The 24,548-nt window shown below is 43.2% G+C and carries 22 protein-coding genes and 1 pseudogene; 14 read left to right on the forward strand and 9 right to left on the reverse strand.

The window, feature by feature from the left end; genetic code table 11:
• Positions 1–47: 47 nt before the first annotated feature.
• The 3 genes and pseudogenes from BXP28_RS00115 to BXP28_RS00125 form a co-directional block, all read right to left on the reverse strand.
• Positions 48–690 (reverse strand): annotated as a pseudogene (locus BXP28_RS00115) (EamA family transporter).
• Between the two features lie 183 nt (positions 691–873).
• Complete coding sequence (locus BXP28_RS00120) at positions 874–1,578, reverse strand: HD-GYP domain-containing protein (protein WP_023483186.1); 705 nt, start codon at positions 1,576–1,578, stop codon at positions 874–876.
• A 273-nt stretch (positions 1,579–1,851) separates the two neighbouring features.
• Positions 1,852–2,805 (reverse strand): tyrosine-type recombinase/integrase, encoded by a 954-nt coding sequence (locus BXP28_RS00125; protein WP_023483185.1) that lies wholly within the window; start codon positions 2,803–2,805, stop codon positions 1,852–1,854.
• A gap of 848 nt (positions 2,806–3,653) precedes the next feature.
• Between BXP28_RS00125 and BXP28_RS00135 the strand changes: the two genes are divergently transcribed.
• Both BXP28_RS00135 and BXP28_RS00140 read left to right on the forward strand, forming a co-directional pair.
• Positions 3,654–3,977 carry a hypothetical protein gene (locus BXP28_RS00135; protein WP_036657995.1) on the forward strand — a complete coding sequence of 108 codons (324 nt, stop codon included), beginning with the start codon at positions 3,654–3,656 and terminating at the stop codon, positions 3,975–3,977.
• Positions 3,978–4,118: 141 nt separating this feature from the next.
• Positions 4,119–4,901 carry a hypothetical protein gene (locus tag BXP28_RS00140; RefSeq protein WP_152532857.1) on the forward strand — a complete coding sequence of 261 codons (783 nt, stop codon included), beginning with the start codon at positions 4,119–4,121 and terminating at the stop codon, positions 4,899–4,901.
• Positions 4,902–4,941: 40 nt separating this feature from the next.
• Here the strand turns inward: BXP28_RS00140 and lepB are convergent, their stop codons facing one another.
• The gene (gene lepB / locus BXP28_RS00145) at positions 4,942–5,505 is read right to left on the reverse strand and encodes a signal peptidase I (protein ID WP_023483183.1); all 564 of its coding nucleotides are present in this window, start codon (positions 5,503–5,505) and stop codon (positions 4,942–4,944) included.
• A 199-nt stretch (positions 5,506–5,704) separates the two neighbouring features.
• Here lepB and BXP28_RS00150 point away from each other — a divergent pair, with 199 nt between their 5' ends.
• Positions 5,705–6,625 (forward strand): nucleoside hydrolase, encoded by a 921-nt coding sequence (locus tag BXP28_RS00150; RefSeq protein ID WP_023483182.1) that lies wholly within the window; start codon positions 5,705–5,707, stop codon positions 6,623–6,625.
• A 225-nt stretch (positions 6,626–6,850) separates the two neighbouring features.
• Here BXP28_RS00150 and BXP28_RS00155 read toward each other — a convergent pair whose 3' ends face one another.
• Both BXP28_RS00155 and BXP28_RS00160 read right to left on the reverse strand, forming a co-directional pair.
• Positions 6,851–8,440: a SpoIID/LytB domain-containing protein gene (locus BXP28_RS00155; RefSeq protein ID WP_023483181.1), complete on the reverse strand. Its 1,590-nt coding sequence runs from the start codon at positions 8,438–8,440 to the stop codon at positions 6,851–6,853.
• A 48-nt stretch (positions 8,441–8,488) separates the two neighbouring features.
• Positions 8,489–9,061, reverse strand: coding sequence for a SpoIID/LytB domain-containing protein (locus BXP28_RS00160; protein ID WP_023483180.1), 573 nt, complete (start codon positions 9,059–9,061; stop codon positions 8,489–8,491).
• Positions 9,062–9,546: 485 nt separating this feature from the next.
• Here BXP28_RS00160 and BXP28_RS00165 point away from each other — a divergent pair, with 485 nt between their 5' ends.
• The 5 genes from BXP28_RS00165 to BXP28_RS00185 all read left to right on the forward strand — a co-directional run bounded on the left by BXP28_RS00165 (position 9,547) and on the right by BXP28_RS00185 (position 15,243).
• A complete protein-coding gene (locus tag BXP28_RS00165) occupies positions 9,547–10,461 on the forward strand; it encodes a proline dehydrogenase family protein (RefSeq protein WP_023483179.1) in 915 nt (304 codons plus the stop codon).
• Positions 10,462–10,487: 26 nt separating this feature from the next.
• Positions 10,488–12,056: an L-glutamate gamma-semialdehyde dehydrogenase gene (gene pruA / locus BXP28_RS00170; protein WP_023483178.1), complete on the forward strand. Its 1,569-nt coding sequence runs from the start codon at positions 10,488–10,490 to the stop codon at positions 12,054–12,056.
• A 223-nt stretch (positions 12,057–12,279) separates the two neighbouring features.
• On the forward strand, positions 12,280–13,203 hold the full coding sequence (locus tag BXP28_RS00175; RefSeq protein WP_023483177.1) for an alpha/beta hydrolase: 924 nt from the start codon (positions 12,280–12,282) through the stop codon (positions 13,201–13,203).
• A gap of 185 nt (positions 13,204–13,388) precedes the next feature.
• Positions 13,389–14,384, forward strand: a complete 996-nt coding sequence (locus tag BXP28_RS00180) for a LacI family DNA-binding transcriptional regulator (protein WP_046655024.1) — start codon at positions 13,389–13,391, stop codon at positions 14,382–14,384.
• Between the two features lie 313 nt (positions 14,385–14,697).
• Positions 14,698–15,243 carry an FUSC family protein gene (locus BXP28_RS00185; protein ID WP_024094969.1) on the forward strand — a complete coding sequence of 182 codons (546 nt, stop codon included), beginning with the start codon at positions 14,698–14,700 and terminating at the stop codon, positions 15,241–15,243.
• Positions 15,244–15,339: 96 nt separating this feature from the next.
• On the opposite strand, the gene BXP28_RS00190 is transcribed toward BXP28_RS00185, so the two are convergent.
• From BXP28_RS00190 to BXP28_RS00200, 3 genes are all read right to left on the reverse strand, one after another.
• Positions 15,340–15,918, reverse strand: a complete 579-nt coding sequence (locus tag BXP28_RS00190) for a nitroreductase family protein (RefSeq protein ID WP_023483174.1) — start codon at positions 15,916–15,918, stop codon at positions 15,340–15,342.
• Between the two features lie 152 nt (positions 15,919–16,070).
• Positions 16,071–17,504 carry a glycan biosynthesis hexose transferase WsfD gene (wsfD, locus tag BXP28_RS00195; RefSeq protein WP_023483173.1) on the reverse strand — a complete coding sequence of 478 codons (1,434 nt, stop codon included), beginning with the start codon at positions 17,502–17,504 and terminating at the stop codon, positions 16,071–16,073.
• 29 nt (positions 17,505–17,533) lie between these two features.
• Positions 17,534–18,523: a glycosyltransferase family 2 protein gene (locus BXP28_RS00200; RefSeq protein ID WP_024094967.1), complete on the reverse strand. Its 990-nt coding sequence runs from the start codon at positions 18,521–18,523 to the stop codon at positions 17,534–17,536.
• A 539-nt stretch (positions 18,524–19,062) separates the two neighbouring features.
• On the opposite strand from BXP28_RS00200, the gene BXP28_RS00205 reads away from it, so the two are divergent.
• From BXP28_RS00205 to BXP28_RS00225, 6 genes are all read left to right on the forward strand, one after another.
• Positions 19,063–19,875 carry an LLM class flavin-dependent oxidoreductase gene (locus tag BXP28_RS00205; protein WP_051428079.1) on the forward strand — a complete coding sequence of 271 codons (813 nt, stop codon included), beginning with the start codon at positions 19,063–19,065 and terminating at the stop codon, positions 19,873–19,875.
• A 56-nt stretch (positions 19,876–19,931) separates the two neighbouring features.
• Positions 19,932–20,870 (forward strand): daunorubicin resistance protein DrrA family ABC transporter ATP-binding protein, encoded by a 939-nt coding sequence (locus BXP28_RS00210; RefSeq protein WP_023483170.1) that lies wholly within the window; start codon positions 19,932–19,934, stop codon positions 20,868–20,870.
• Positions 20,863–21,642, forward strand: a complete 780-nt coding sequence (locus BXP28_RS00215; protein ID WP_023483169.1) for an ABC transporter permease — start codon at positions 20,863–20,865, stop codon at positions 21,640–21,642. Before BXP28_RS00210 ends, BXP28_RS00215 begins: the two co-directional genes overlap by 8 nt.
• Positions 21,643–21,830: 188 nt before the next feature.
• Positions 21,831–23,183 (forward strand): hypothetical protein, encoded by a 1,353-nt coding sequence (locus tag BXP28_RS00220; protein WP_023483168.1) that lies wholly within the window; start codon positions 21,831–21,833, stop codon positions 23,181–23,183.
• 3 nt (positions 23,184–23,186) lie between these two features.
• Positions 23,187–23,327 (forward strand): hypothetical protein, encoded by a 141-nt coding sequence (locus tag BXP28_RS22315; RefSeq protein WP_024094963.1) that lies wholly within the window; start codon positions 23,187–23,189, stop codon positions 23,325–23,327.
• A gap of 473 nt (positions 23,328–23,800) precedes the next feature.
• Entirely contained in the window at positions 23,801–24,328 is a 528-nt protein-coding gene (locus BXP28_RS00225) for a GNAT family N-acetyltransferase (protein ID WP_036658460.1), read from the forward strand.
• The last annotated feature ends 220 nt before the right edge of the window (positions 24,329–24,548 follow it).

Below are 24,548 nucleotides of genomic sequence, written 5' to 3' on the forward strand. Positions count from 1 at the left end.
AGGGCTTGGCGAAAAAGAAAAAACACCCGAACGGGTGCTTCTTGCTTCTACATTTTCTGAAACTCGGGCTTGCTGTTCAATTTTCTTTTTCGAAGCAACTCCCAGGAGCGGGAAAGTGAGAAAATGATAAGTGCGATCCAAATGAGAATAAACGAAAGCAATTGGGGCAAGCTGAAAGGCTCATGAAATAGAAATAACCCCAAAATCAACATGATGGTTGGCGCAACATATTGAAGAAAGCCTACCAGGGTGAAGGAAATTCGTTTGGCCCCGGCAGCAAACAGCAGTAAAGGAATGGCAGTAATAACGCCTGCCCCCATCAGGAGCAACACTATCGAAATGCCCCTGTCCCATAATGATACAGTGCTTTGGTCAAAAAATAAAAGAAAGAGAAGAGCGAACGGCGTCATGATGAGCGTTTCGATTGTCAGCCCCGTCCACGCACTGACGGATACCCATTCGGCCTTGCTTGAACACATGTTTTATTTCTGAAGCTACCATCTTAAGTTTTCCAATCTTGGAAAGAACCAGAATCATAAATACTAACGACCAAATGATCCGGTGGGCAAGAACCTCTTCGGCAGGAACAGACCCAACCAGCTTCCAATAAATGGGCAAAATCCCCCATATCAGATATGCTGATCCAGCTGCCAAAACACCCATGGAATACTGGCTTTGCTTTAATTTCATCACAATCCTCCCGTTTATCCACGATGTTTAATTTAGTAATGTGCATGAAATTCCTTGAACAAATACCCTAGAGGAATTGGACATTTTAATCCGATTATGCAGCATGCGAAAGTAAAAATTCTTTTTTCATTATATCAAATTTTGGATAAAACAGAGGGGATTTATAAAAATGAAATTTCGCAACTATATACGGTCTGTCACCTGATCAAGCTCCAGAGCTTCGTCGGTAAGGCTAAGGAAACAATGCACAATAGCACTGTCGAATTGGGTTCCCCCATGTTGAAGCAATCTGTTTCTGGCCTCTTCCACGGGTAATTTTTTTCGATAGGGGCGGTCTGAAATCATCGTATCAAATGAGTCTACAACTGTAAAAATGCGGGCGAACAAAGGAATATTATCTCCTGCCAACCCTTCGGGATAGCCTTTGCCATCCCAGCGCTCATGGTGATACCGGATCACATCAATAACAGCCGGATCTATCCGGGGTATAGATTCCAGAAGCTCAGCGCCTATGGAAGTGTGCAGTTTAACAATTTCCCACTGCTGTTTACTTAGTGATTCTTTCTGATTCAATATATGTAACGGAATGTAAGCTTTCCCGAGGTCATGCAAAAAACAGCCTTTCACAAGCTGGTCTTTTTTTGCAAGGTCAAATAAAAAGGAGTCTGCAAGCTTGCCGGCAAGAAGAGCTACCCGTTTGCAGTGCATATATGTATCCGGATGTTTGTAACGTAAAAAATCAACCCATTTTTTTATATGATAATCTTCTTCAAAAGCAAGTAATTGTTTCTCTACAAATAATCGTGAATTTTTCACTTCTTCTCCGCCTCCGTTTTCAGTGCGCACAGCTGCATCGTGTCTGGCGATTCTCAGTTCAGCAATTTGCATAAATACCTCGAGAAGCTTGTGGTGGCAGTATATATGGATCGAAAAGGTTTTGTTCGTCAACATACAGGAATAAATTTACTTTGAACCAAATTATGCAAATGCTACTAACTAAAATGATGATTTTGATAAGGCAATCAAAAGTCAATGTCGTACAATAACACTTATGCGACATTTTTCAGTGTTTAAACCAATATTTTTAGTATTTTTATAGGATGGTTAGTTCATATTATAGGCCAAAGAGCCTAATTTTGTATAGGTTAAAAGTCATTTTATTCAAACGATGTAATCTTTCAAACAGTCCTGCACAAAATCGGGCGCAGCTTTTTTCATTTGTTCCACAGTATGCAAGTATCTCTGCGTTGTATTAATATGCGAGTGCCCCAGAGTTTCTTGAACTTGTTGTAAAGAAGCCCCTTGAAGCAAAGCTAAGGTAGCATTAGTATGGCGAAGCCAGTGTGGAGTCAGTTTTTTTACGATTCCGCTCTGTATTCCGGCTGACTTAATTATGCGTTCGATTTGCCGTACTGAAATGGGAAAAAGCTGCAGATTAGCATGGGGATTTGCAGATTCGGAGAGTGTTTCCGCATGTTCAGTATATAATTTCCAAAGCGCTTTCGGTATTTTAATGTCACGGCTTTTTCCACCCTTTGCTTTTGGAATGGTTAACCAGACGGAAGTTTCCAAAGGGTCGGGATGAAAATCTCCCCACTTCATCGAGACCAATTCCGATACACGCAGCCCCAGCAAAACAAGGGAAAGACCAATAAGATAATTGCGCAGACTTTGCTGTTTGAGACACTGCAGCAATTTACCCACTTCGTATTTCGTCAGGAAATGCTTCTTGCTGTTCACTTGAATGGGAGGCATTCGTACACTAACTGTGGGATTGTGTTTGAAAATACCGATATTGGATTCGCTTCCCCATTTATAAAACGATCTTAATGGAGTAATGAAAGCAGCTACACTTGCTGGTGCTAAAGGTTTCTTGGACTTGGCAAATCTCCCTTGAATCAAGGAAAGTTTGTAAGCCTCCACTTCCTTCCAGGTAACCTGTTGAAACGGTTTATAAGAAATGAATTCCCTGAACTGTTGAAGGGCCCTTTCATAATTCCTTCGTGTATTTGCAGCACCGCAGCATATGGCTAAAAACATCTGAATGATTTGTTCATCCGTATAATCCTGAGTTTCCAGCATAGAGATTTGAGTAATCATGTTTTGTTGATTCATCTTCTGTTCTCCTCACCCTCTTAATGTCGCATAAGTGTTATTGTACGACATTCGTTTATTTTCATAATACAACTTCTTTTTCGAAAAAAAGATAAAGTACCACAACAGAGGAAAAGAACCCTTGGAGTGCACCCTTTATAATAGACATTGGCAAAACCCCCCTGGGTAAACTGATGAATTATAAGGGGGGCATTTTTCATGGCGATTAAAGGACAGAAGTTTAAACCGTATTCAGATGAAGTGAAAAAAAGGCGACCCGGCTGCATATCGATGAGAAGTGGATCTATCGGCAGATCAAGGAACATTTCGGAATTCAGGACAAGGATAGAATGAAGAAGTGGATGTGCAAATACAGGGAGTTAGGTGAGTTTGGGCTCTTGGATCAATGGGGACGGCGTAAGGAGCACAAGAGGAAGCTGCTACGATTGTATCCCACATTGATCAGGATTGGTACGTGTTGCAACTCAAACAGGAGAATGATGTCTTAAAAAAGTATCATCGATTCAGCGGCAGAACAGTATCCAGTAACGGAACTCTGCAGCATATTAGGTGTTTCCAGAAGCGGAAATTACCGTTATCGAAGCAGATAGGATCATGACAGGGATCAAGAAAGGGGCTTTTTTTCAATCTCTACAAAATGGAGTCTTGACCAACACTGGACAAGGGTACTTTTAATGACTTCTACCAAACCGTTGTATCGAATAAGATACAGCGGTTTTTTTTAACGGGACAAAGAAGTCATTTCTTAACTTTTCCTTAAACACAGGAACTTTTTTTCGAAATAAACGTCAAATTTTTTTTAGGGTATGGTAATATAATTGCATGGAATGAACTGGAAGGGAAAAAAGATGACGAAAAAAATAGGTTTAGGCGCAATGGTTTTGTTAATTTTGCTGACCGCTTTAGGAGGATCTCTGCGGTATGTAAAGACAGATTGGAATAAAGATATCTTATACAGCAAGACTGAATACAGATTGGCCGGGGATGAATATGGCTACGATAAATCGGTTAGGGTACTCCTCGAAAAGGGCTATTACGGGTTTACACCTTTTTCTACTCCTGAGGGTCCTAACGCTTTTACTACACCAGGGTATACGCTCTTCTTATACTGTATTCGGATATGGGGAGGATCCCCCGCTGGTGGCTATCCAGGCCATTCAAAATCTTCTTAGCCTATGTACAGGATTTATTTTTTTTGGATAGCATGGAGGTTATTTAATAACCGTTTTATCTCTTGTCTTATATTTTTTTTCTGCATGATTCATCCTGGTTTCATTTATTTGTCTTCATATCTTTTTACAGAGACGCTGTATTTGTTTTTGTTGTCCGCCTTTGCCCTGGTTATGATCCTTCATTTTCAAAAAGGCGGCGGGCATGAATTCCTTATGGGCCTATTATTCGGGTGCACGCTGCTTGTCAGACCCGTACTATTTCCATTTTTCTTATTATTGCTTGGATTTATGCTATTGCAAAAACGGAAAAAGAAACTATCCTGGCGTCCGATTCTACTGCTTGCAGGAGGATTGTTGCTGATTATGGGGCCCTGGTGGATTCGAAATCTGGTCACTATGGGGAAAATGGTGATTCTGGCTGAGCAGGCAGGCAATCCTCTATTATGGGGATCATTTCCTTATAACGATAATGCGGATGTGGACCCGGCCATTCCGCCGGATGAATTGGGAAAACTGGCCTGGCAGCGCATTTTCCAAGGGTTTACCCAGGAGTTTTGGCTCTATCTTGAATGGTATACTATCGGGAAAGCGGAATATTTAATCAATACGGTATACACGGGATTTCTTCATGTTACCAGCGCTGCCGAAGATTTGTTTTATAAAAATTTAGCAATGGCCGGAGGAGCCGGCCTGGTATTATCCTTATTATGGAACAGGAAAAAGAAAGAGTTTCTTTGGGTACTGCTTCTTGGTTTAACGGGGTTTGTTTTGTATTTACCGTTTGCTCCAACTACCCGATATTTTTATGCTATAGTTCCCTTTACCTTTTTAGGAATCGCCTGTTTTGTACAGCTATTAGTCTATATAGCCAGAGGGCTGGTTAAGAAGAAAATAAGAAAGCAGCAGGCGGGAACAGGCATGTAAAATGTTATTCATCATGCAAAAAAGACTGGCAAAAATTTCGCTAGTCTTTTTTGCTGCCGAACATTTTGATACCAAGCATATGATCCATGGGAACAAAACCGATCATCCGGCTGTCTTTGCTATTATTTCGATTATCCCCCATTACGAAGATGTGTCCTTCCGGAACTACCCACGTTTTATCCGGTTCCTCTCTCATGGCTTCCTTGATATAAGGCTCATTCAGTGCCTCCCCATTCCGAAAAACCTGATGGTTTTTCAATTCAAGCGTGTCTCCGGGTTTGCCGATTACCCTTTTGACATACAGGAAATCATCTTTGCCTTTACGGAAAAGACTGATCAGCGGGTTTTCCAGAAAGTCATCCACAATAGAGCGTTTCCGGTCCAAGCGGCTGTCAATGATCACAATATCCCCGTAGTCCGGTTCGTAGGAAAAGGTATGGGACAGCTTGGAAATGTAAATTCGCTGCGAATCGTTTAAAGTAGGTTCCATAGATTGGCCGTCTACTTTATAAGGCTTAAATACAAACATCCCTATAATAAGAGCTAGGATAAATGCGATAGCAAGCGCGCTGATCCAGCTCCATGCTTCCTTTACGATCTTCACATATGTTCCTTCCTTTCTTTTATTATCAAAGGCCTAAGTATAGTTTGTACTAAGCATACCACATTCTACTGCTTACTGGGAATCGGAAGGAATCAAACGTTGCTATTGGTTTACCGGGAAGGAAAAAGAAGGGCGGGAACGAATATTAAGAGAGAGGGCTATTGAAAGCAGAAAGCCTTGGGAGGAGCAGTAAAGAAGCATGAAAATGATACTGGATGTAGATACAGGCATAGATGATGCCCTGGCTCTCGCTTATGCCGTTCTTTCTCCGGAGATTGAGCTGATTGGGGTTACCACAACGTACGGTATGGCTCCGGTAGATTATACTTACAGGAATACCCGGGCCGTATTGGACCGGCTTGGAGCGGATGTCCCTGTTTTCCGTGGCTCGAAACAACCTTTGGAACTGATCCGGGATTATCAGCCGGATTTGTTTCACGGTAAGGACGGACTAGGTAATGTATTGGGGCCCTTAACGGAACAGCCCGTTTCCAACCAGGATGCCGTTGACTATATCGTTGATCAGGCCCGCAGCGTGCAGCATAAATTGACGCTTGTCACAACAGCCCCTTTAACGAACCTGGCCCGGGCCATTGCCAAAGCACCGGATATTATCGGTAAAATTGGCAAGGTAGTGGTGATGGGCGGTGCCGTAATGACACCGGGAAACGTGAATAAATTTGCCGAGGCTAATATCATTATTGATCCTCATGCAGCCCGGCAGGTGTTTGATTCTGCCTTACCGGTAACAATGGTCGGACTTGATGTGACCCGTAAAACCTTGCTTAGCCGGGAGGATGTGGCCAGGTGGAGAAAAAACGGAACCTTGCTGGGCTGCTTTCTGGCGGAGGTTACTGAACATTATTTAAATGCATACGCCAAAGCACATCCTTATTTGGAAGGGTGTGCACTTCATGATCCTCTTGCAGTGGGTGTAGCGAAAATGCCGGATTTGGTAACAACGGTGCCTATGCCGGTTTACGTGGATCTGGACGAAGATACACTAGGCAGAACTACAGAAGATATAAGGCGGTTATCTGATCCGTCAACTGCAACCCGGGTTTGCGTTCAGGTCGATGCCCGCCGTTTTATGAACGACTTCTTTGGATATCTGGGCTAACATGAATCCTGCAGCCAGGCAACCTCCAATGACCAGCTGGTTTGGTCCGATATTATGGAACTGCAACCGCTTAAACATTACGACTGCGAACATGCAGTTCTTGTGGGCTACGATGTGGATTTTTGGTTGCAGGAAACCAAGAATGGTTGTCTCAGGAATTAACAGAAACTTTCTTGATCAGATTGCAAGAAACCCGGACATGATTCGTCCGGGTTTCTTAACATATTAATTAAAATTTTGATTAGGAAGGATCCAGAGAGGTCCCTTCCAGGTGGAGATTTGATACCAATCGCCCTGTTTACCCAGTACAGTTACAGTTTGGGGGGATACGGACCCTGAATAAACCCCATTTGGTTCACTGTGCAGTGATGTAACTTTTGTCAAAGTTATCGTGCTTGGAAGAGAAGTATCATGGTTTGGCAGTATCCACAAGGGACCTCTCCAGGTTTGAATCAGATACCAGTCTCCTTTTTTATCCAGAACCGTTACATTTTGCGGAGCTGATACGGTCCCCATATAAGTAGAACTGGAATCCGGTTTCTCATGCAAGGAAGTATTCATAAACAGAAGAAGCTTTTCCGGTACGGAGAAATCCCGGTTAGGTACGATCCAAAGAGGCCCCTTCCAAGTGGTGATTTGATACCAATCGCCTTTTTTAGCCAATACGGATACGGTTTGCGGGGATAAAGCCCCCAAATAAGCACTCTTTTCGTCAGGCTCGTTGTGCAGCGATGTCACTTTGGTCAGGGTGATCGTAGCCGGAAGCGAAAAATCATGATTTGGCAACACCCAAAGAGGACCTCTCCAGGTTTCGATCAGGTACCAGTCGCCTTCCTTACTTAAAATACTGACATTTTGCGGAGCCGAGACGGTTCCCATATAAGTGGAGCTGGAATCCGGTTTCTCATGCAAAGAAGTATCCTTGGACAGAGGAAGCTTCACCGGCAGGGAAAAATCCCTATTCGGTACGATCCATCGGGCCCCTTTCCAGGTTTGGATTTTCACCCATTCCCCTTGTTTCGCCAGTACACTTACGGTTTGGGCCGTGATCGCTCCGTCCACAGGTCCGCCAGGTGACATATGAAGGGAACTCGTCGCGATCAGATTAATGTGGTCAATGACCGGATCAGGTCCCGGACCGGGATCAGAACCACCCGTGAGGGTTGTCCCCGGATAGTAAAATTGCAAAATCTCTTTGTAGGATTGTCCGGCTTCCCCCCGGGCTTTCATACCGTATTGACTCATTCCGACCCCATGGCCGTAGCCTTTACCGCTGACGGTATAGCTGTTCGAACCGTTCGTCACATTCGTAACCAGAAGACTTTTCCAAATCGCGTTTCCTATCATAGCGCGAAGCTGGCTAAGCTTCAGATCATGAAAAGTTGCTGTCTGAATCTTGATGGACCCGTCCGGGTTCAGTTCATTTTTGGCCATGTACTGCACGGTGATGCTTCCTTTTATGCTTCGCCCGCTGCTGTTTTTGGCAGCATCTACGGTCAGGCTGGAAATCCCGGTGATTTTCAGGTCTTTGCCTCCGTAGCCGTTATTCAGCATAAAAGTCTTCATGTTGGCGGCCTCATTTTTGTTGGCTTCAACCACCTGACTCCACCAGCTGTTCGGATTTTTAAGGTCGAGACCGGCTGTAGAAATTTGTGTTTTGTTCAATGTAACGGACCAATTGTATGAATCATCATACGGGTCGCGCTTAGCGGTCAGGTAAGGTATAGAAGAACCGCCCCATGCATTTTCAGCAGATTCAGTCATTCCTCCGTTGCTGGCAGAGAAATAAGTTTGTGCATAGGTCCCGCCGTACATCAGAACGACTCCGGCAGTTTGATCTACTGCCTGGCTGGTTTTATCCTGCTAGCTGGAGTATCCGCCGTATACCTGATAACTTGTTGTATCATCCATTGTTTTACCGGCGGATGTAAAACGGCTTGCGTGGGTTCGTGCGGAAACCGCTTGTGCTTTTAAGGATTCCAGCGGATAGGCAGAACTAACCTCCTTTGGCAGAACGCCTTTAAGATAATCCTCCATAGGCAGTTTGTTTACCGGTGTTACGATAGAGCCTTCCGCTTGGAAAGTGATCGTACCCGTGTAACTGTTCCCATTTTGAATGGTTAACGTGGAACTGGTGCCGTAGGTAACGGGAACCATGGAAAATTGCGCTCCGAATTCTCGCAGCTTTTGATTTCCCGAATAAAGGGAAAGAACGCCGGACGAGGCTTTCACCGTGTAGGTTTGGCCTGAGTTTAAGGCAGATCCGGTTTCTGAAATCCGGTAATTTCCAGTTACCTTAACATCAATAGATGAATTCTTGCCTATGTAGTTCACCAGCTTCACGGCAACCTGGGAAGTATCAGCGCTGGCATTCCCTTGTGGGATTACAGTGAACAGCATAGATGCAGCCAAGAGAATGGCAAACAGCTTTTTCAATTATTTCGACTCCTTTCATGCAAAAATAGATGGCCGCGTATCTATTTCGATAAATAACGACAAATTCCTTCTTATCAAAAGCTGAAAGGTCGGAAACTTACCCGTTTTCCTGTTTTTTCACGATTTCCCTTTATAGATAAATGTCTCTTCGAGGAGAGCATAAGGGACTGGTAAGTTCAAAAACGGAGAATGAGCCCATTAACGAAAGAATGATTGCACAAGATCACCGGACATATTATACTAGTAGTGTTAATAAATACCATTTTATTTTTGCTTTAAAACCTCAATTTTGTACTCATTTCACGGACATCCTGGACCAGCCTGCCGCACCCTTTTAAGAACTCTCTTTCCACAACCAAGAAGAACAGAAGAAACAATCCAACCGATATCTTGTGTATCCGCTTTCGTGAAAAAGCTGTCGTTAGTCTTAATTAGACCGGAAGAGCTAAATTGTACTTCATCTATATGGAGGGTGTATGTAACTCATGGAGACGATGCTTCGCAACATGTTTCAGGCATTAGGCAAAAGCCGCTCAGCCAACCGAATGGCGAGACGTTACGGTTTCCGTTTTGGGGCAAGCCGGTTTGTGGCCGGAGAAACTATAGCAGAGGCGGTTCAACGGGTACAAAAGCTGAATGAGTCGGGGAGGGCCGTTACAATCGACCATCTGGGTGAATTTGTGGGAAATGAGGAGGAAGCAAACGAATCCGCCCATATGTGCCTTGCTACGCTTGATGCCATAGCGGAAAGTGGCGTCCGGTCGAATCTGTCAATTAAGATGACTTCGCTGGGCCTTGATATCAGCAGGGATCTTTGTCTTCGAAATATGCGGAGTATTCTGGACCGGGCCCGGACATTGAACAATTTTGTGCGGATTGATATGGAAGATTATTCGCACTGCCAGATGTCCCTTGATATTTATAAGGAGCTTCGGGAGGAATACGACAATGTGGGGATCGTCATTCAGGCTTATTTATACCGCTCTGAACAGGATGTGGAAGATTTAAGCCGGTACAATGCCAACCTTCGGCTTGTGAAGGGAGCCTATAAGGAATCTCCTGAAGTGGCTTTTCCGGACAAAAAAGATGTGGACAGCAATTATGTGAAGCTCATTCATCGTCGTCTGTTAAACGGCTGCTATACGGCTGTCGCTACACACGATCCCCAAATAGTAAATGAGACTAAACGATTTGTAAAAGAGCGGGATATTCCGCTTGACCAGTTTGAATTTCAAATGCTTTATGGCATTTGTGAGGATCTCCAAATGCAGCTGGTCCAAGAAGGATATAAAGTCCGTATATATGTTCCATACGGAGTGGACTGGTTCGGTTATTTTATGAGGCGTCTTGCTGAACGCCCCGCTAATGTATGGTTTGTGCTAAAAAATTTGTTCAAATAAATAATTTGATTTAAAGGAGCGATTGTATGACCACCCTAACTCAACTTCCCCCCTTTGCCAATGAGCCTTTTACGGATTTTGCCCTGGAGGAGAATAAGCAGGCCATGAAAACATCCATTGCCAAAGTCAGGAAGGAATTTGGACAATCCTATCCTCTGATTATTGGCGGAAAGTCCATTCACACGGAGCATCAGATTGTATCAATTAATCCGGGTAAACTGGATGAAACGATAGGACAAGTGGGCAAAGCTTCTATTGAACTTGCAGAGCAGGCTATGCAGACCGCCCTGGCCAGTTTTGAATCCTGGAAAAAGGCAGCTCCTGCCGAACGTGCTTCTTACCTGTTCAAGGCTGCTGATAAGATGAGACAAAGAAAGCATGAATTTTCCGCGTGGATGGTTTTGGAGGCCGGGAAAAATTGGGCGGAAGCGGATGCGGACACAGCTGAAGCCATAGACTTTTTGGAGTTTTACGGGCGCGAGATGATTCGCTTGAGCCAAACTTCTTTACATCAGCCGCTGGTCAAGCTGGAAGGGGAAGACAACAGGCTAACTTATATTCCGCTTGGTGTAGGTATGATCATTCCTCCGTGGAATTTTCCGTTGGCCATTTGCTGTGGTATGACGGCAGCAGCTATCGTGTCCGGAAATACTGTTATTCTTAAACCTGCCTCAGCCACACCGGTCATCGCCTACAAATTTGTGGAGTTGATGAAGGAAGTGGGGCTTCCGGATGGTGTTATTAATTACCTGCCCAGAAGCGGTGCCGAAGTGGGGGATTACTTAACGGGACATCCTAAAACGAGGTTTGTCAGCTTTACAGGTTCTAAAGAGGTCGGGCTTCGTATCAACAGGCTGGCTGCTGAAACTCAGAAAGGACAAATCTGGATTAAACGCGTTATTGCAGAGATGGGCGGAAAAGACGGTATTGTGGTGGACGAAACGGCCGATTTGGACGATGCGGCTGCGGGAATCGTTGCATCAGCTTTCGGCTTCCAGGGGCAGAAATGTTCGGCAGGCTCCCGGGCAATTATCGTGGAATCCGTATACGATAAAATAGTAAGTAAAGTAGTCGAACGAACAAAACAGCTGGTTGTGGGCCTCCCGGAACACAATGCGCCGGTAGGACCTGTAATCGACAGTTCCTCGTATAAAAAGATTTTATCTTATATCGAGATTGGAAAAAAGGAAGGAAACCTGCTGGCAGGCGGGGATAAGGCAGATGGAAACGGATATTATATTCAGCCTACCGTGTTTGCGGATTTGGAAGGAAAAGCCCGAATAATGCAGGAAGAAATATTCGGCCCGGTTCTCGCAATAGCCAAAGCAAAGGATTGGCAGGAGGCCATCCGGATGTACAATGATACCGAATTTGGATTAACGGGTTCGTTCTACTCACGGGACGAAAGCAGGATCGAAGAGGCGCTGGTAACTATGCATTGCGGAAACCTTTATATTAACCGAAAATGCACGGGAGCTCTTGTCGGAGCCCAGCCGTTCGGAGGATTCAACATGTCCGGTACGGACTCAAAAGCAGGCGGGTATGACTACTTGTTATTGTTCACTCAGGCAAAAACAACTTCACGGAAATTATAAGAGGTTTTACGGAATCATTTATCTTAGCCATTGGCGTTTGTCAGTGGCTTTTTTTAACATTACATGAAGATTTGATAAAGATGTTGAAAAAAAGAGGATTTCGGCTTTCGGAAAAGAAAGCTAAAATAAATATGATGGACTTTTCAGCAAGGAGTAAGTAAAAATGCAGGAAGAGCCTTGATTAAATCTGTGAAGAAGTAAGGTGTAAAGGAGAACCATCATCATGATTGAACAAACTTGGAAATTACAGGATCCTGAACAAATATCTATTCATGTTTATACATGGCAGCCTTTGGAGCAAGTCCCTATACGGGGGGTTGTCCAAATTGCCCACGGCATGACGGAGACCGCCAAACGGTATGAGAGGTTTGCTGCGTCGCTTGCAAAAGAAGGATACATCGTCTATGCCAACGATCACCGGGGGCACGGATTGACGGCAAAACATCCGGATGAGCTGGGTTACGTTGGAGAAGACGGGTTTAACTGGATGGTTCGGAATATGGGGCAGCTTAGCGAGGAAATAAAACGCCGCCATCCCGGGCTTCCGCTTTTTCTTTTTGCCCATAGCATGGGTTCTTTTTTGGCACAAAAGTATATTTATACGTTTTCCCGGCATATTGATGGGGTGATTTTATCCGGCAGCAATGGTCCCAGGGGGATTGAACTGGCACTTGGAATAGCCGTGACCAGAACGATTATGAGTATAAAAGGGAAAAAATACCGCTCCAAATGGGTGGATTCTCTGGCATTCGGCGGATTTAACAAAGCGTTTGAACCGACGAAAACTCCTTTTGATTGGCTAAGCCGGGACGAGGAAGAAGTGGAGAAGTATATAGCAGATCCTTATTGCGGCAATTTGAGTACCGTATCTTTCTATCACGATTTTTTCCGTCTTCTGCGGGATATTCATAAGACAGAATCTATGAGCAAAATTCCAAAAGACCTGCCTATTTTTGTTTTGGCAGGTGAACAGGATCCGGTGGGAAATATGGGCAAAGGCATTCAGAAGTTGATGAAAACTTATAGCCGGCTTGGTCTCCAGGCGGAAAGCAAGCTGTATCCGGGCGCCCGCCATGAAATTTTAAATGAATTAAACCGGGATGAGGTTACAATTGACGTGATAGATTGGCTGAATCGGCATACCTGAGCTTGCTGATAAAGCCTTGGTATTTTTTGATTATTCAATGTGTTACAATCTAAGCAAGAGTTTGAACCTGTTCATCTTTCTAGAAGAACGCCCTTCATAATCGCTCTCCTTAGGAATTTTTCATTTTTCTCGTATTTGTTTACCTGATAAATCGAATATTCTGGATGCCAATGGAGTTGATGCAAATGGCCACCCTTAAAGACATTGCCGAACAGGCAAACTTTTCCATTTCCACCGTTTCCCGTGTGCTGAATGTGGACCAGACCTTATCTGTATCAGACGAAACAAAACGCCGCATTTTTGAAATTGCCGAACAGCTTAACTATCGTAAATCATCAGCCAAAGCTAATAGCAAGCGTATGAAAGTGGGGCTCATGTTTTCCTCTGCTTACGAAGAGAAAACACCGGATGCTTATTCAGCCTCCTTACGGCTTTCTTTGGAGACAGCCGCGAGACATTATCCGGTTCAGCTTTTATCCTTGAATAAAGAGGAGACTGGTACGGGAAGTGAATCCTTCCTGGGTATTATTACGGTAGGCCAGATAGAACCCGGGGATCTGGAGCAGCTATCCCGCTTAACTAAACATGTGGTACAAATCGATGCAAATGAATGGGACAAGCGATATGATCAGGTAACGCTGGATGTTGAGGAAGCCATGGTTAAAACCCTTCAATATCTTACAGGATTAGGCCACCGTAGAATCGGCTTTATTGGAACGGGAGAAAATGGGCGAAACGGCCGTATAGAATACGCTTATACCGGCTGGTTGAGCAAACAGCGTCTGGATTTTGAGACCTATAGCCGTTCCGGAACCTGTTGCCAGGCGGAAGATGGTTACAGGCTTGCTAAAGAACTTCTGCAAAATGATCCGGCTCCAACAGCTTTGGTAGCGGCTAGCGACAATATTGCCATCGGGGCCTTAAGGGCGGTTCAGGAACGGGGGCTTCAAGTGCCTGAAGAAATCAGCATTGTCGGATTTCACGATATTCCGGTGGCAAAATTTCTTACGCCATCCTTAACTATGGTTAAACTTCATACCGAAGGGGTGGGAGCCGCAGCATTTGAACTTTTGATGGAACGCATGCAAAAAAACCGGGCTATTGCCAAAAAGGTCATTTTGCCGGCAGAATTAATCCAGAGGGAAAGCTGCGGTCCTGTTCCTTCCCGGGAGTATACTTAAACCTGTACAAGCCGTCAGAATCAAGATCCGGACGGCTATTTTTCTATATACATAGAGAAAGCGCTTAACTAGTTTTTTTGCTATACTACTTTCTGAACATAACAAATAAACCTCTATTGTTATGGAAATTTATTCGGGCATTGGCATTTCATCGCAGTCCATACTGTACCGCTAAGAATAACGATCGGCGCTTGATTCCGCGTAGAAACAGGCAGGGATGGGCATAAAGTGACGGTTGTCATAGAAGGGAAGGGGTCTGGAGCTATAATGAAAATGAAAATACTCATTTTCATTATAGGAAAGGATTTTTCATGTGAACTTTATTAGAAAATTACCCCGGATCGGAATGCGCAACGTCAAAACAGCCATTGCCGTGCTGCTCTGCATCCTGATCCTGCGGCTATTTCAAATCGAATCTCCTTTCTACGCTTGCATTGCGGCAGTCATAACGATGCAGAATACGGTGGAAGATTCTTATGAAACCGGGATCAACCGGATTATTGGTACTTTGATCGGGGCCGCAATTGGTCTTGTTTTTTGTTATTTAAACCCCCAGGACAGCCTGCTCATCTTCGTGGGTGTGATGATTGTCGTGTACGCTACGAATTTGTTGGAGAAAAAAGGGTGTACCAGCATCGCCCTGATTGTTTTTCTTGCTATTATGTTAAACATTACTGATGCTTCCCCGATTTATTACAGTATTATGAGGGTGATTGAAACGACCTTAGGTATCATTATTTCAGTTCTCGTGAATACCTTTATGTTTAATCCCCAACGCAGGAACGAAGCGAAAAAACCGGGAAATTGGCAAAGACGGATAGTCAAGCGTTTTCCTCTAATGAGGCATACACAAAAATAGGTCGTGAATTTTTCTTCCAATAAGCAGCGTAAAGAAACCGGAGTCCGTTAGGCTCCGGTTTGGCATATGTTCAGGGGAATTTTCAGGTTAAGAAGGTTAAACTTCCTGGTCGAGCCATAGGGTTTTTTCTTCATAAGGGGTACGCTTCACCCGTTCAGGGTTGGCTTCACGGTATCCAAGGTAGATAAGTCCAACTACCTGATCAATCTCTCTAAGCTTGAACAGCTCTTTCACTTTTGGATGATTGACCAGAGAAGGATTGGCTCTCCAGACAGCTCCAAGTCCCAGGGCGTGGGCAGCCAGGAGAAGGTTTTGGACAGCTGCGTGGCTTGCTGCGATTTCCTCTTCCAGAATGGCTCTTGGATTATCAGAAGGAACACAGGCTACAACAAGAAGAAGCAGTATATCCACATGCTTTTTATGCTTTTTGAGCAGTTGTTCCCGTTCTTCCTCAGTGGGATTTTCCAGCTTATCAAGAGAGATCTGAACGGCTATATCATGAAAGGCCTGCTTTCCTTTTTCCTTCATGATGATGAATTTCCATGGTTCTGTACGATAATGGTTAGGTGCCCATGTGGCAGCCTCCAGCAACTGCCCTACGACTTCATCCGATATGATATCGGGTTTCACTCTTCCGATCGTTCTTCGGTCTCGAATTGCCTCAAAAATATCCATAAATTAGTTCCTCCATGACTCCCGTATGATAGCGATTCAGGATTTTGTATTCCTTTCATTATACATATGTGAAAATGATTATCAATATCACTAATAAAAGCCCCCCTTTTCCTACATAAAAAAGGATGGTGGAAATCCGGTTCATACAATTATTAAGAATAGGGGTTTCTGTTCCTTATAAATCGTTTGGCTATCCTGTATACGATCCATACGAGAGAGACTGTCAGCATAATATCCAGAGTAACATTGAAGAGGAACAGATGTTTTTGGAGATCCGCTTCTCCATCCCCAATGAGTGGAACCAGCAGAGCGATGATTCCGATAAAGCCTACGGACATAAGCATCTCTAGCCTTATTTTCTCAGCCGCGGTGTAGGCCATTAGCCGGTACCTGATTAGAACGGCATAATAAAGGACATAGAATAAGGTAAGCAGCCAGAGGGATCGAGGCAGGACCTTGTCTTTAAACTCACTCCAAAATTGGAAGGTGTGTGAGAGTTCGCCAGGATTTTTATGTTCGCTCTGTTCATAATTGCCCAAATAATAAGGGCGAATGGTCATTCCGTTTTCTACTCCCCGCTCAAGTTTGTTCAGCAGACGGCCAGGGTGGGTAAGGTAATACCAGCCGACATTGAAATGACTTACCTTCCCGTAGAATTTTTGCTTCATTTGGGGGTCATTTTGTGGAATAGCGGCATCTGTTTGGAAATAATTTGTCCCGGCGTTTACTGCCAGTTCAGGAGGCAGCCCTAGACTCTCCAAGTCCTTTTCCGGATTGGGTGAATCTTTGAGGACGCCATAAAATACTGTCTGATAAATGTTAATATGTTTAAGATCTGAAGAAGCAAATACATACAGACAGGCCGAGCCGGCAATAACCAAAGCCGAGAGAGCGGCAGCCGTTCTTTTCCACAAGCGGTCATCCCGCAATGACATAAAATGAAAGCCAAGAAGTCCAAGTACGATGCCTATTGGCGTATTTTGAATTTTGGCCCCGGATAAAACCAACATGGACACATATAAAAGGATCAGAGCGGCCAAAGAAGGCCGTTCTTTGACTGTAAGATATCCGGTAAGTCCCATGATCGCAAGCAGTGAAATAAAAGAAACGGGCTCGCCGAAGAAAGAATTAAAATAAGCTACATATCCGATATCCGTAAAGATGAAAAACAAACATAGTGCCAGGGTCATATTTGCTGCCGCCGAACCTTGTTTGTAATATTTCATAATCAGATACAAGGTGACCGCAAACAGAATGGCATAGGCGGCCCCCAAATAACGGATATCAAAATAAGAAGGGTGAAGCAATCTGGCTGCCTGCACAATAAGGAAAGCAAGCACGGTATGGAAAGTAGAATAGAACCCATTAATCGGCCCATAATCGAATTGAGTATGGATAAAGCGGAAGTACAGCTCTTCAAATGTAGCATTCGGGTTTGCATTACCCAATCCGACCGAGGACATGAGCCTCAAAAAATCACCGTTATCGGCTACACCGATTACGGGTTTTATAAGCAGGATATAAATCATTACAATAGATGAAGCGAGCACGATCATCCATTCCCAAGAAATGCGAATACGTTTCATTTTAAGATTCCCCTCCAACTGTCTTTTTGTCAGAACATGGGTGCTTTTTCCTGCTGTACGGCACTTTCTTGGGCTGTTAAGTGTTTTTCGATGTTGTACAGTGGACGGCGCTTGACTTCTTTATAGATTTTGCCGATATATTCGCCGATCAGACCTAAAGCAACCAACTGCATTCCTCCGATAAACCAGACGGACACCATAAGAGAGGCCCAGCCGGAAACCGTGTTGCCAAGAAGTTTCTGTCCGATAGTAAATCCTCCGGCAATAAGACTGACCAGAAACAGAATAAATCCCAGTACCGTGACAAAACGGATGGGAGTTACGCTTAGAGAGGTAATGCCATCAAATGCGAAAGCGAGCATTTTTTTCAGCGGATATTTGGATTCCCCGGCAAAGCGCTCATGGCGGTCATAGTATACTTCAGTAGATTTAAATCCGATCATGGGAACAAGACCGCGTAAAAACAGATTGACCTCTTTGAATTTCTCAAGATGATCGAGTGCCCTTTTGCTCATCAGCCGGAAGTCGGCATGGTTATACACAATTTTAACGCCCATCCAGGACATGAAGCGGTAAAAGCCAAGGGCAGTATTCCGTTTAAACCAGGTATCCGTTTCCCGGCTTTGGCGAACCCCATACACGATATCATAGCCGTCTCTGAAACGAAGCACAAAATCACGGATCACATTCAGATCATCCTGCAGGTCAGCATCAATGGAAATGACACAATCTGCCTTTTCTTTAGCTGTCATTAAACCGGCAAACAGTGCGTTCTGATGGCCGACATTTTTCGCCAGTTTCAGACCATGCAGGTGCGGTGCCTGAAGGTTGGCCTCTTCGATAATAGGCCACGTTCTGTCTTTACTTCCGTCATCCACAAATAAAACATGGCTGTCTGAAGAAACGAGACCTTCCCGCTCCAGATCGTTCAGCACACCGTTGAGCCGTTTAATGGTTTCATTCAGCACTTCCTCTTCGTTGTAGCAAGGAACCACAATGCACAATGTAGGGTCATTCAAAACAAGTCAACTCCATTACAATTTCTTCAGTTACTTTATCAAATAGTATCATCCCCATTTATACCAAAAAACAAGCTTATAATCCAGTATGTCCATGTATGACAGTATTGTGAATCCGGTTATAAACATGGCTGGAAAAAGCTATTTTATACGAACTCAACTTTTTTGAAAGATTGCATCATAGTAAATAGATTGAAACTCTAGTTTACTTTCTTGCTATTCAGTTTAGAAAATTGAAATCAAATACTTCACATATACCACATATATCCAAATAAAGTCGTAAGATAAAAATTTACAATATGCTTACTAACATTCAAGTCACTGTACTTCAACATTTGGCTGCTGTTAATGTCTTAAATCTTGAAATGTAGGAAGTCTAAATTAAGACATTCCCAATTTGACATTTAAATACAAAAATAAAGTAAAATTCAATTTTAGTATAATATTGTATTGTATTGTATATATACATTTAATAGTGTAATACAACAAAATATGTTGATACATCTATTTTCCTAATAAGTAATCGGAGAATAGAGAAGTTGGACGAGGAAGAGCTTGCATCCTATGCCGATATGCTGGATGCCATTAGTAATGGTCGAGTGGAGATTGGTTTCTCAAGAGCCTGGATCCCGGATGAATTCGATGCTTTTGGGATTGATATGGATGGAAGCCGGGAGCGATTCACAGAAACGATACATGCGATACGCAAGCTGTGGACGGAGTCCAATGTGTCCATAACGAGTGAATACTTTTCGTTTGACAACGTGAATATATTCCCGCCTACGATCCAGCAGCCTCATATTCCCGTTTGGATTGCTGCTGTACAGTCGCGTCAAAGCTTTGCCTGGATTGGCCAAGAGGGCTTCAAGCTGCTGCTCACACCGGGACTTCAAACCTATGACTCGTTAAAAGAATTTATTGATGTCTATCGTGAAAATTTTGCATATTACCATCCTCATTTGCAGTCTGAGGTTGCTATCAGCTTGCCAATCTATTTACATACAGATGAAAAACAGGCTATTCGAGAGGGAGACTACTACTTAAAAAGATATTTGGATGTGTGGGCCGATGCAGCAAAAACCTGGAACAGCAGGACATCGTCTGATTATCCAAGATATACAGGATTCGGCCTAGGACTCAGAATAGATTCGCCTGAGCAGATGCGAGACAGAGGTGCTGCTATCGTAGGCACACCAAGTCAGGCGTTGGAGCAAATGCATGAGCTCCATGTTCGATTGGGAGCTGAAACGATTTTATGGCAAATTGATTTTGGAGCCATGCCAGGAGATAAAGCAGAACGTTGCTTGAATCTGTTCCTAGAATATATGTGGAGCGGTTGCATAAAATTGTAGGGCATATCGTTATCAGGTAAGTGGATCAAGATTTATCCCAATGAGAGGTAATCATTATGATTGTAGCAGAAAAGCTATCCAAAACGTTTACGGTGGGAAAACAGACAGTAGAGGCCGTATCATCGATTTCCTTTTCGATTCAGAAGGGCGAAATCTACTGTTTATTAGGATCTAATGGAGCAGGGAAAAGTACGACAGTGCTCATGCTCTCTACGCTGCTTCGCCCTTCGGGTGGGACAGCAAAAATAGCGGGCTATGACCTGCTGCAAAACGCAAATGCAATTCGAAGCATTATGGGGATCGTCAATCAAGAGACCGGATTGGATCCGCTTCTAACAGGAAAAAATATCGTAACGCTTCATGCAAAATTATGGGGATACTCTCGTAAAGAAGCGAAGAAAAGAACGAATGAGCTGCTAGAGCGATATCATTTACTAGAAGCTGCGGATAGGCCGTTGAAAACATATTCCGGTGGAATGCGAAGAAGGCTCGACCTTGCGCTTGCACTCGTTCGTACACCCAAAGTGCTCTTCCTTGATGAGCCTACCACAGGACTGGATCCGGTGTCACGCCGGATAATATGGGAGGAAGTCAAGATGCTGCGAGATCAAGGCGTTACGGTATTGCTTACGACGCAATATCTTGATGAGGCCGATGTTCTAGCCGATCGGATCGGTATCGTCATGAATGGAACAATCGCGATCGAGAACACGCCCTCAGCATTGAAAAAACAATACGGTCAAGAGTATATTACGATTCTGCTTGACAATGCCGGTCAGGCGAAGCAAGTAGCACAATTGTATCCGGATGCGGTCATTGACCAGGCTGAGGTAAAGTTGAAGGTTGCAGATTGTACGAACGAGGCGCCGCAAATATTGTCCGTTCTGCATGAACAGCACATTAAGATTACAAGTATAAGCATTACACAACCGACGCTGGAGGATATTTATCTTTCTACGACCGGTTATCAGGTAAGGGGCGAGTCCAATGCATAAGAGTGGATGGTTTAGACAAGTCGGACTATTAACGGGAAGACTTATCACCAATCAAATTCGGCAGCCTTTTGCTTCCATGATTAATTTGTTTATCTCAGCATTCTTTTTCATCGTATATCATGGTGCATTGGGAGGCAGTAACGGCTTCGCAAGCATGCTTAGCGGCGGCAACTACACCTCGTTCCTTTTGCCTACAGCTATCATATTTGCTACCGCATCTGGAAGCTCTTGCGGGCAGGTTCTCGTACAGGACATGGAAACCCGATATTTTCAAAGACTGCTCTCGATGCCTTTGTCACGCTCTGCCTTAATTCTAGCACCGATGCTGGCGGGAGCGCTTCAGGTATTGCTACAGATCGGCCTCATTATCGGCCTTGGATTTGCGTTAGGACCAACCTCAACTACCGGAATGCTTGGAGTAGCGGTAGCTATCATCATTTCATTTCTATGGGGAATGAGTATGGGAGGTATATCCATCGCGGTAGCGATGCAAACAGGGAATTCACAAATTGTACAGTCATCCGCCATGTTCTTGTTCCCGCTAATTTTTCTGTCTCCAGCTTTTCTTCCGAGAGAAGATATGCAGGATTGGATGAAGGTAGTGTCCCTTTTCAATCCGACTACCTATATTTTGGAAGGGTTACGTTCGCTGTTTATGATGCAATGGGAACAGGTCAAAATTTGGGGTGCATTGATTGTGGATGTGGTAGCTTTATGTCTCACCTTCAGCTGGGCGCTCCTTGCAACAAGAGGCAAAACATCACCAAAATGAACATAAAATTTCTATTATAAACATATTTGACAAACTACCGTAATAGAGAATTGCGACCAGATTATATGCCGTAACCATTCACGATGTGGTTGTTTTTTACTATTCCCTTTTTGTACAATTTTGTAGAAAAATCCAAATGTGGTATTGTGGAATTATATGGTATTCCGGATATAGAGAGGAGGTGAAAAATGGATAACAGGATTACGTTGCGCGGCGAACTTGAAAAAGCTATAGCTGAAACCGGATGTACATTGTCTCAACTGGAAGAAAAAGGCGGACCTCAAGTCGGGAATTTGAGCGCCTGCCTTCGAGGCAAATCACTTCGACCTATCACGATGAAACAATTAGATATGCTAACAGAATTACTTGGCTTACCGGAAGGATACTATTATGAGTATTACCTTGCGGAGTGTTTTTACCAAAATAGGGTGGCCAAACCCCGAATGGAATCTTTTTTATTCCGCTGCGCTGAACTTGGAAAAACGGAATTGATCAAGAAGGCTATCAATCTCTTGGCAGATCAGTCCAAATATACGGAACTGCTTTTTTCTGTAGCGGAGAACTTATATCTAAGTGGTAACATAAAGGAATCCGTTCCTTTTTATGAAGAAGTTATTCAAGGTGAAAAGTCCAACCACTCTGAACGCTTAGCCATCAGTCATTATCGAGTCTTTAGGGCTAGTATTGGATCTGATGCTGATGAAAACTTCAAAGCAGTAATTCGTTTTGGAGGCTTTCGAAAAAAACTGTCTGAAGGATTTCAGCTAGATGCCCTTTTGCATTTGGCAAATATTTGTTATACTCTGCAATTATGGTCCACAGTTCAGCAATTTGCAGAAGAACTTAGGGTACTATCAGATATTGTATATCAACAGGAGGTGAGAAAGCTCGAAAGTCAAAGACTATCAGAATCATCAGTAGAAACCGAACGACATCTTGTTGTTTACTACGGTCAAGCATATTTATTGAAAAGTGCAGTCTTATTTAAACAAGGTCGGTATGAAGAGGCAAAGGCATGTATTGAAGGATATGAGGACTTAAGTTGGTTTGAACTATTGGATGATTTAGGAAGGCAAGAAGTCGATAACTTTAGTCAATTTGCCAAAGGCAATAAATATTGTGTGGAATTGCTATTAGGGAATACCGACATACTTGATGAGTTTATAAATTTCCTAGCAAACCATCCTAACCATATTCCAGACGCACTTTTAGTTATTATAGAAGCAGCTAATGCATATAATTTAAACATAGATCACATTTTAGAACGTTTTGTTGATACCTATCCCTCAACATCTCAGCAGAATATAGTTTATGCTCACAGGCATTTTAGGTTTTATTATCAAAAGGCAATTTATGCATTTTATCGGCAACGCTTTGCAGAAGGGTTGGACACCATTCTATTTTGTCTTTCCTTGTCCATTCCGGCCCATAAGTATCGCGAATCAATATTGTGTGTCAAGCAGTTCAACAAGTTTGATGAGTATGCTTCAGATTCCCAGAAGGTCAAATTTAAAGATATTTTATTAAAAGGAGACATTTGAGCCATGAATATTAAAAAATACTTGGCTTGCCTTATCTTAACGTTTTCATTATTATATGGGGCTGGGATTAACCCAGATAAAACCTATGAAGCATCTAAACAAAAACAACAAGCAGTTGCTATTGAAATTGGAATTGGAAGCTAAAACCTCAAAAGCATCAGTAGCCGGTAATCCAGCTATGATGCTTTTTTTATTTTGATATTGTTGATGGCGCAGTAGGTATAACGAGACTGCCGGAACCTCCAACCAAACGGCACAAAACTCAGTTAAGGGATTTTGTAGGTAAAAAATCCGGTCTTTCCTGTTTGTTTTTTACTTCTGGTAAGTGCGATGCAAGGGAGAGCGAATAATGCGGTAAGATTATTGTCACAAACCACAACGCCTATTTCTATTACGATATTGATGTGGCTGGCGGGAAGTTTTAGCGCCCGTTATTCTTTTATATTTGTAATCATTTTGACATCTGTTTGTAGTTTTTCTAGTCCTCTAGGGATCTGGAAATGGATTCAAACTAGCTTCAAAAACTACTATACGAGGAGGTAATGTCTGAAAAGTTATCGTACATGTATAGACACCGACTGTTTCGCTACAACTTTGAAATGGAAAGGGACGGTTATATGAAAGATTTGGTACTTATGAGACCTACGAAGCAGTTTGAAAAAGAGATTGAAGATTATAAACAAGAGTTTATCCAATACGGGGACAATATGGATGGAACTGCGAATCTGCAAAATATCGATTCTATTACAGAATGGTTTGAAATGAACAGGAAAAATGAATCAAAAATAACAGTAAAAGAGGGGTTTGTACCTGCAACATTGTTACTGGCAGTTCGAAAAAGCGACAATCGATTAGTGGGAATGATCCATATTCGTCATGAATTGAACGACTATTTGGAGAAATTCGGAGGTCATATAGGATATAGTGTTCGAAAAAGTGAACGAAATAAAGGATACGGGTGCGAAATCCTAAAGCAAGGTCTCGTATATTGCAAAACATTAGGAGTTAATCCTGTTCTTCTAACATGCGATAAAACTAATATAGCATCAACCAAAATCATTCTTTCAAATAATGGTGTTTTTGAAAGTAAGATGGTTGATAATAATGGAAATACTATCTTGCGTTATTGGATTACCATACACTAATAAATGAATGAATATTAGAGAAGAAGCAACATGACAATATCTGATTTAGCAACAAAGATGAAAAGTCTATGATCGTCCATTTAAAATGGCTGCAATTCAGCTAGTATTGGAAGAAAACATGTTTATGAAAGAGGTTGCCAAAGAATAATCGATTCATTCTAATACGCTTTATCGTTGGATAAATGAGTATGAAGCCTACATGAGAATGGGAACATTAAAT

It is taken from the genome of Paenibacillus larvae subsp. larvae (assembly GCF_002003265.1).
In the GTDB taxonomy this organism is placed as follows: Bacteria; Bacillota; Bacilli; order Paenibacillales; family NBRC-103111; genus Paenibacillus_H; species Paenibacillus_H larvae.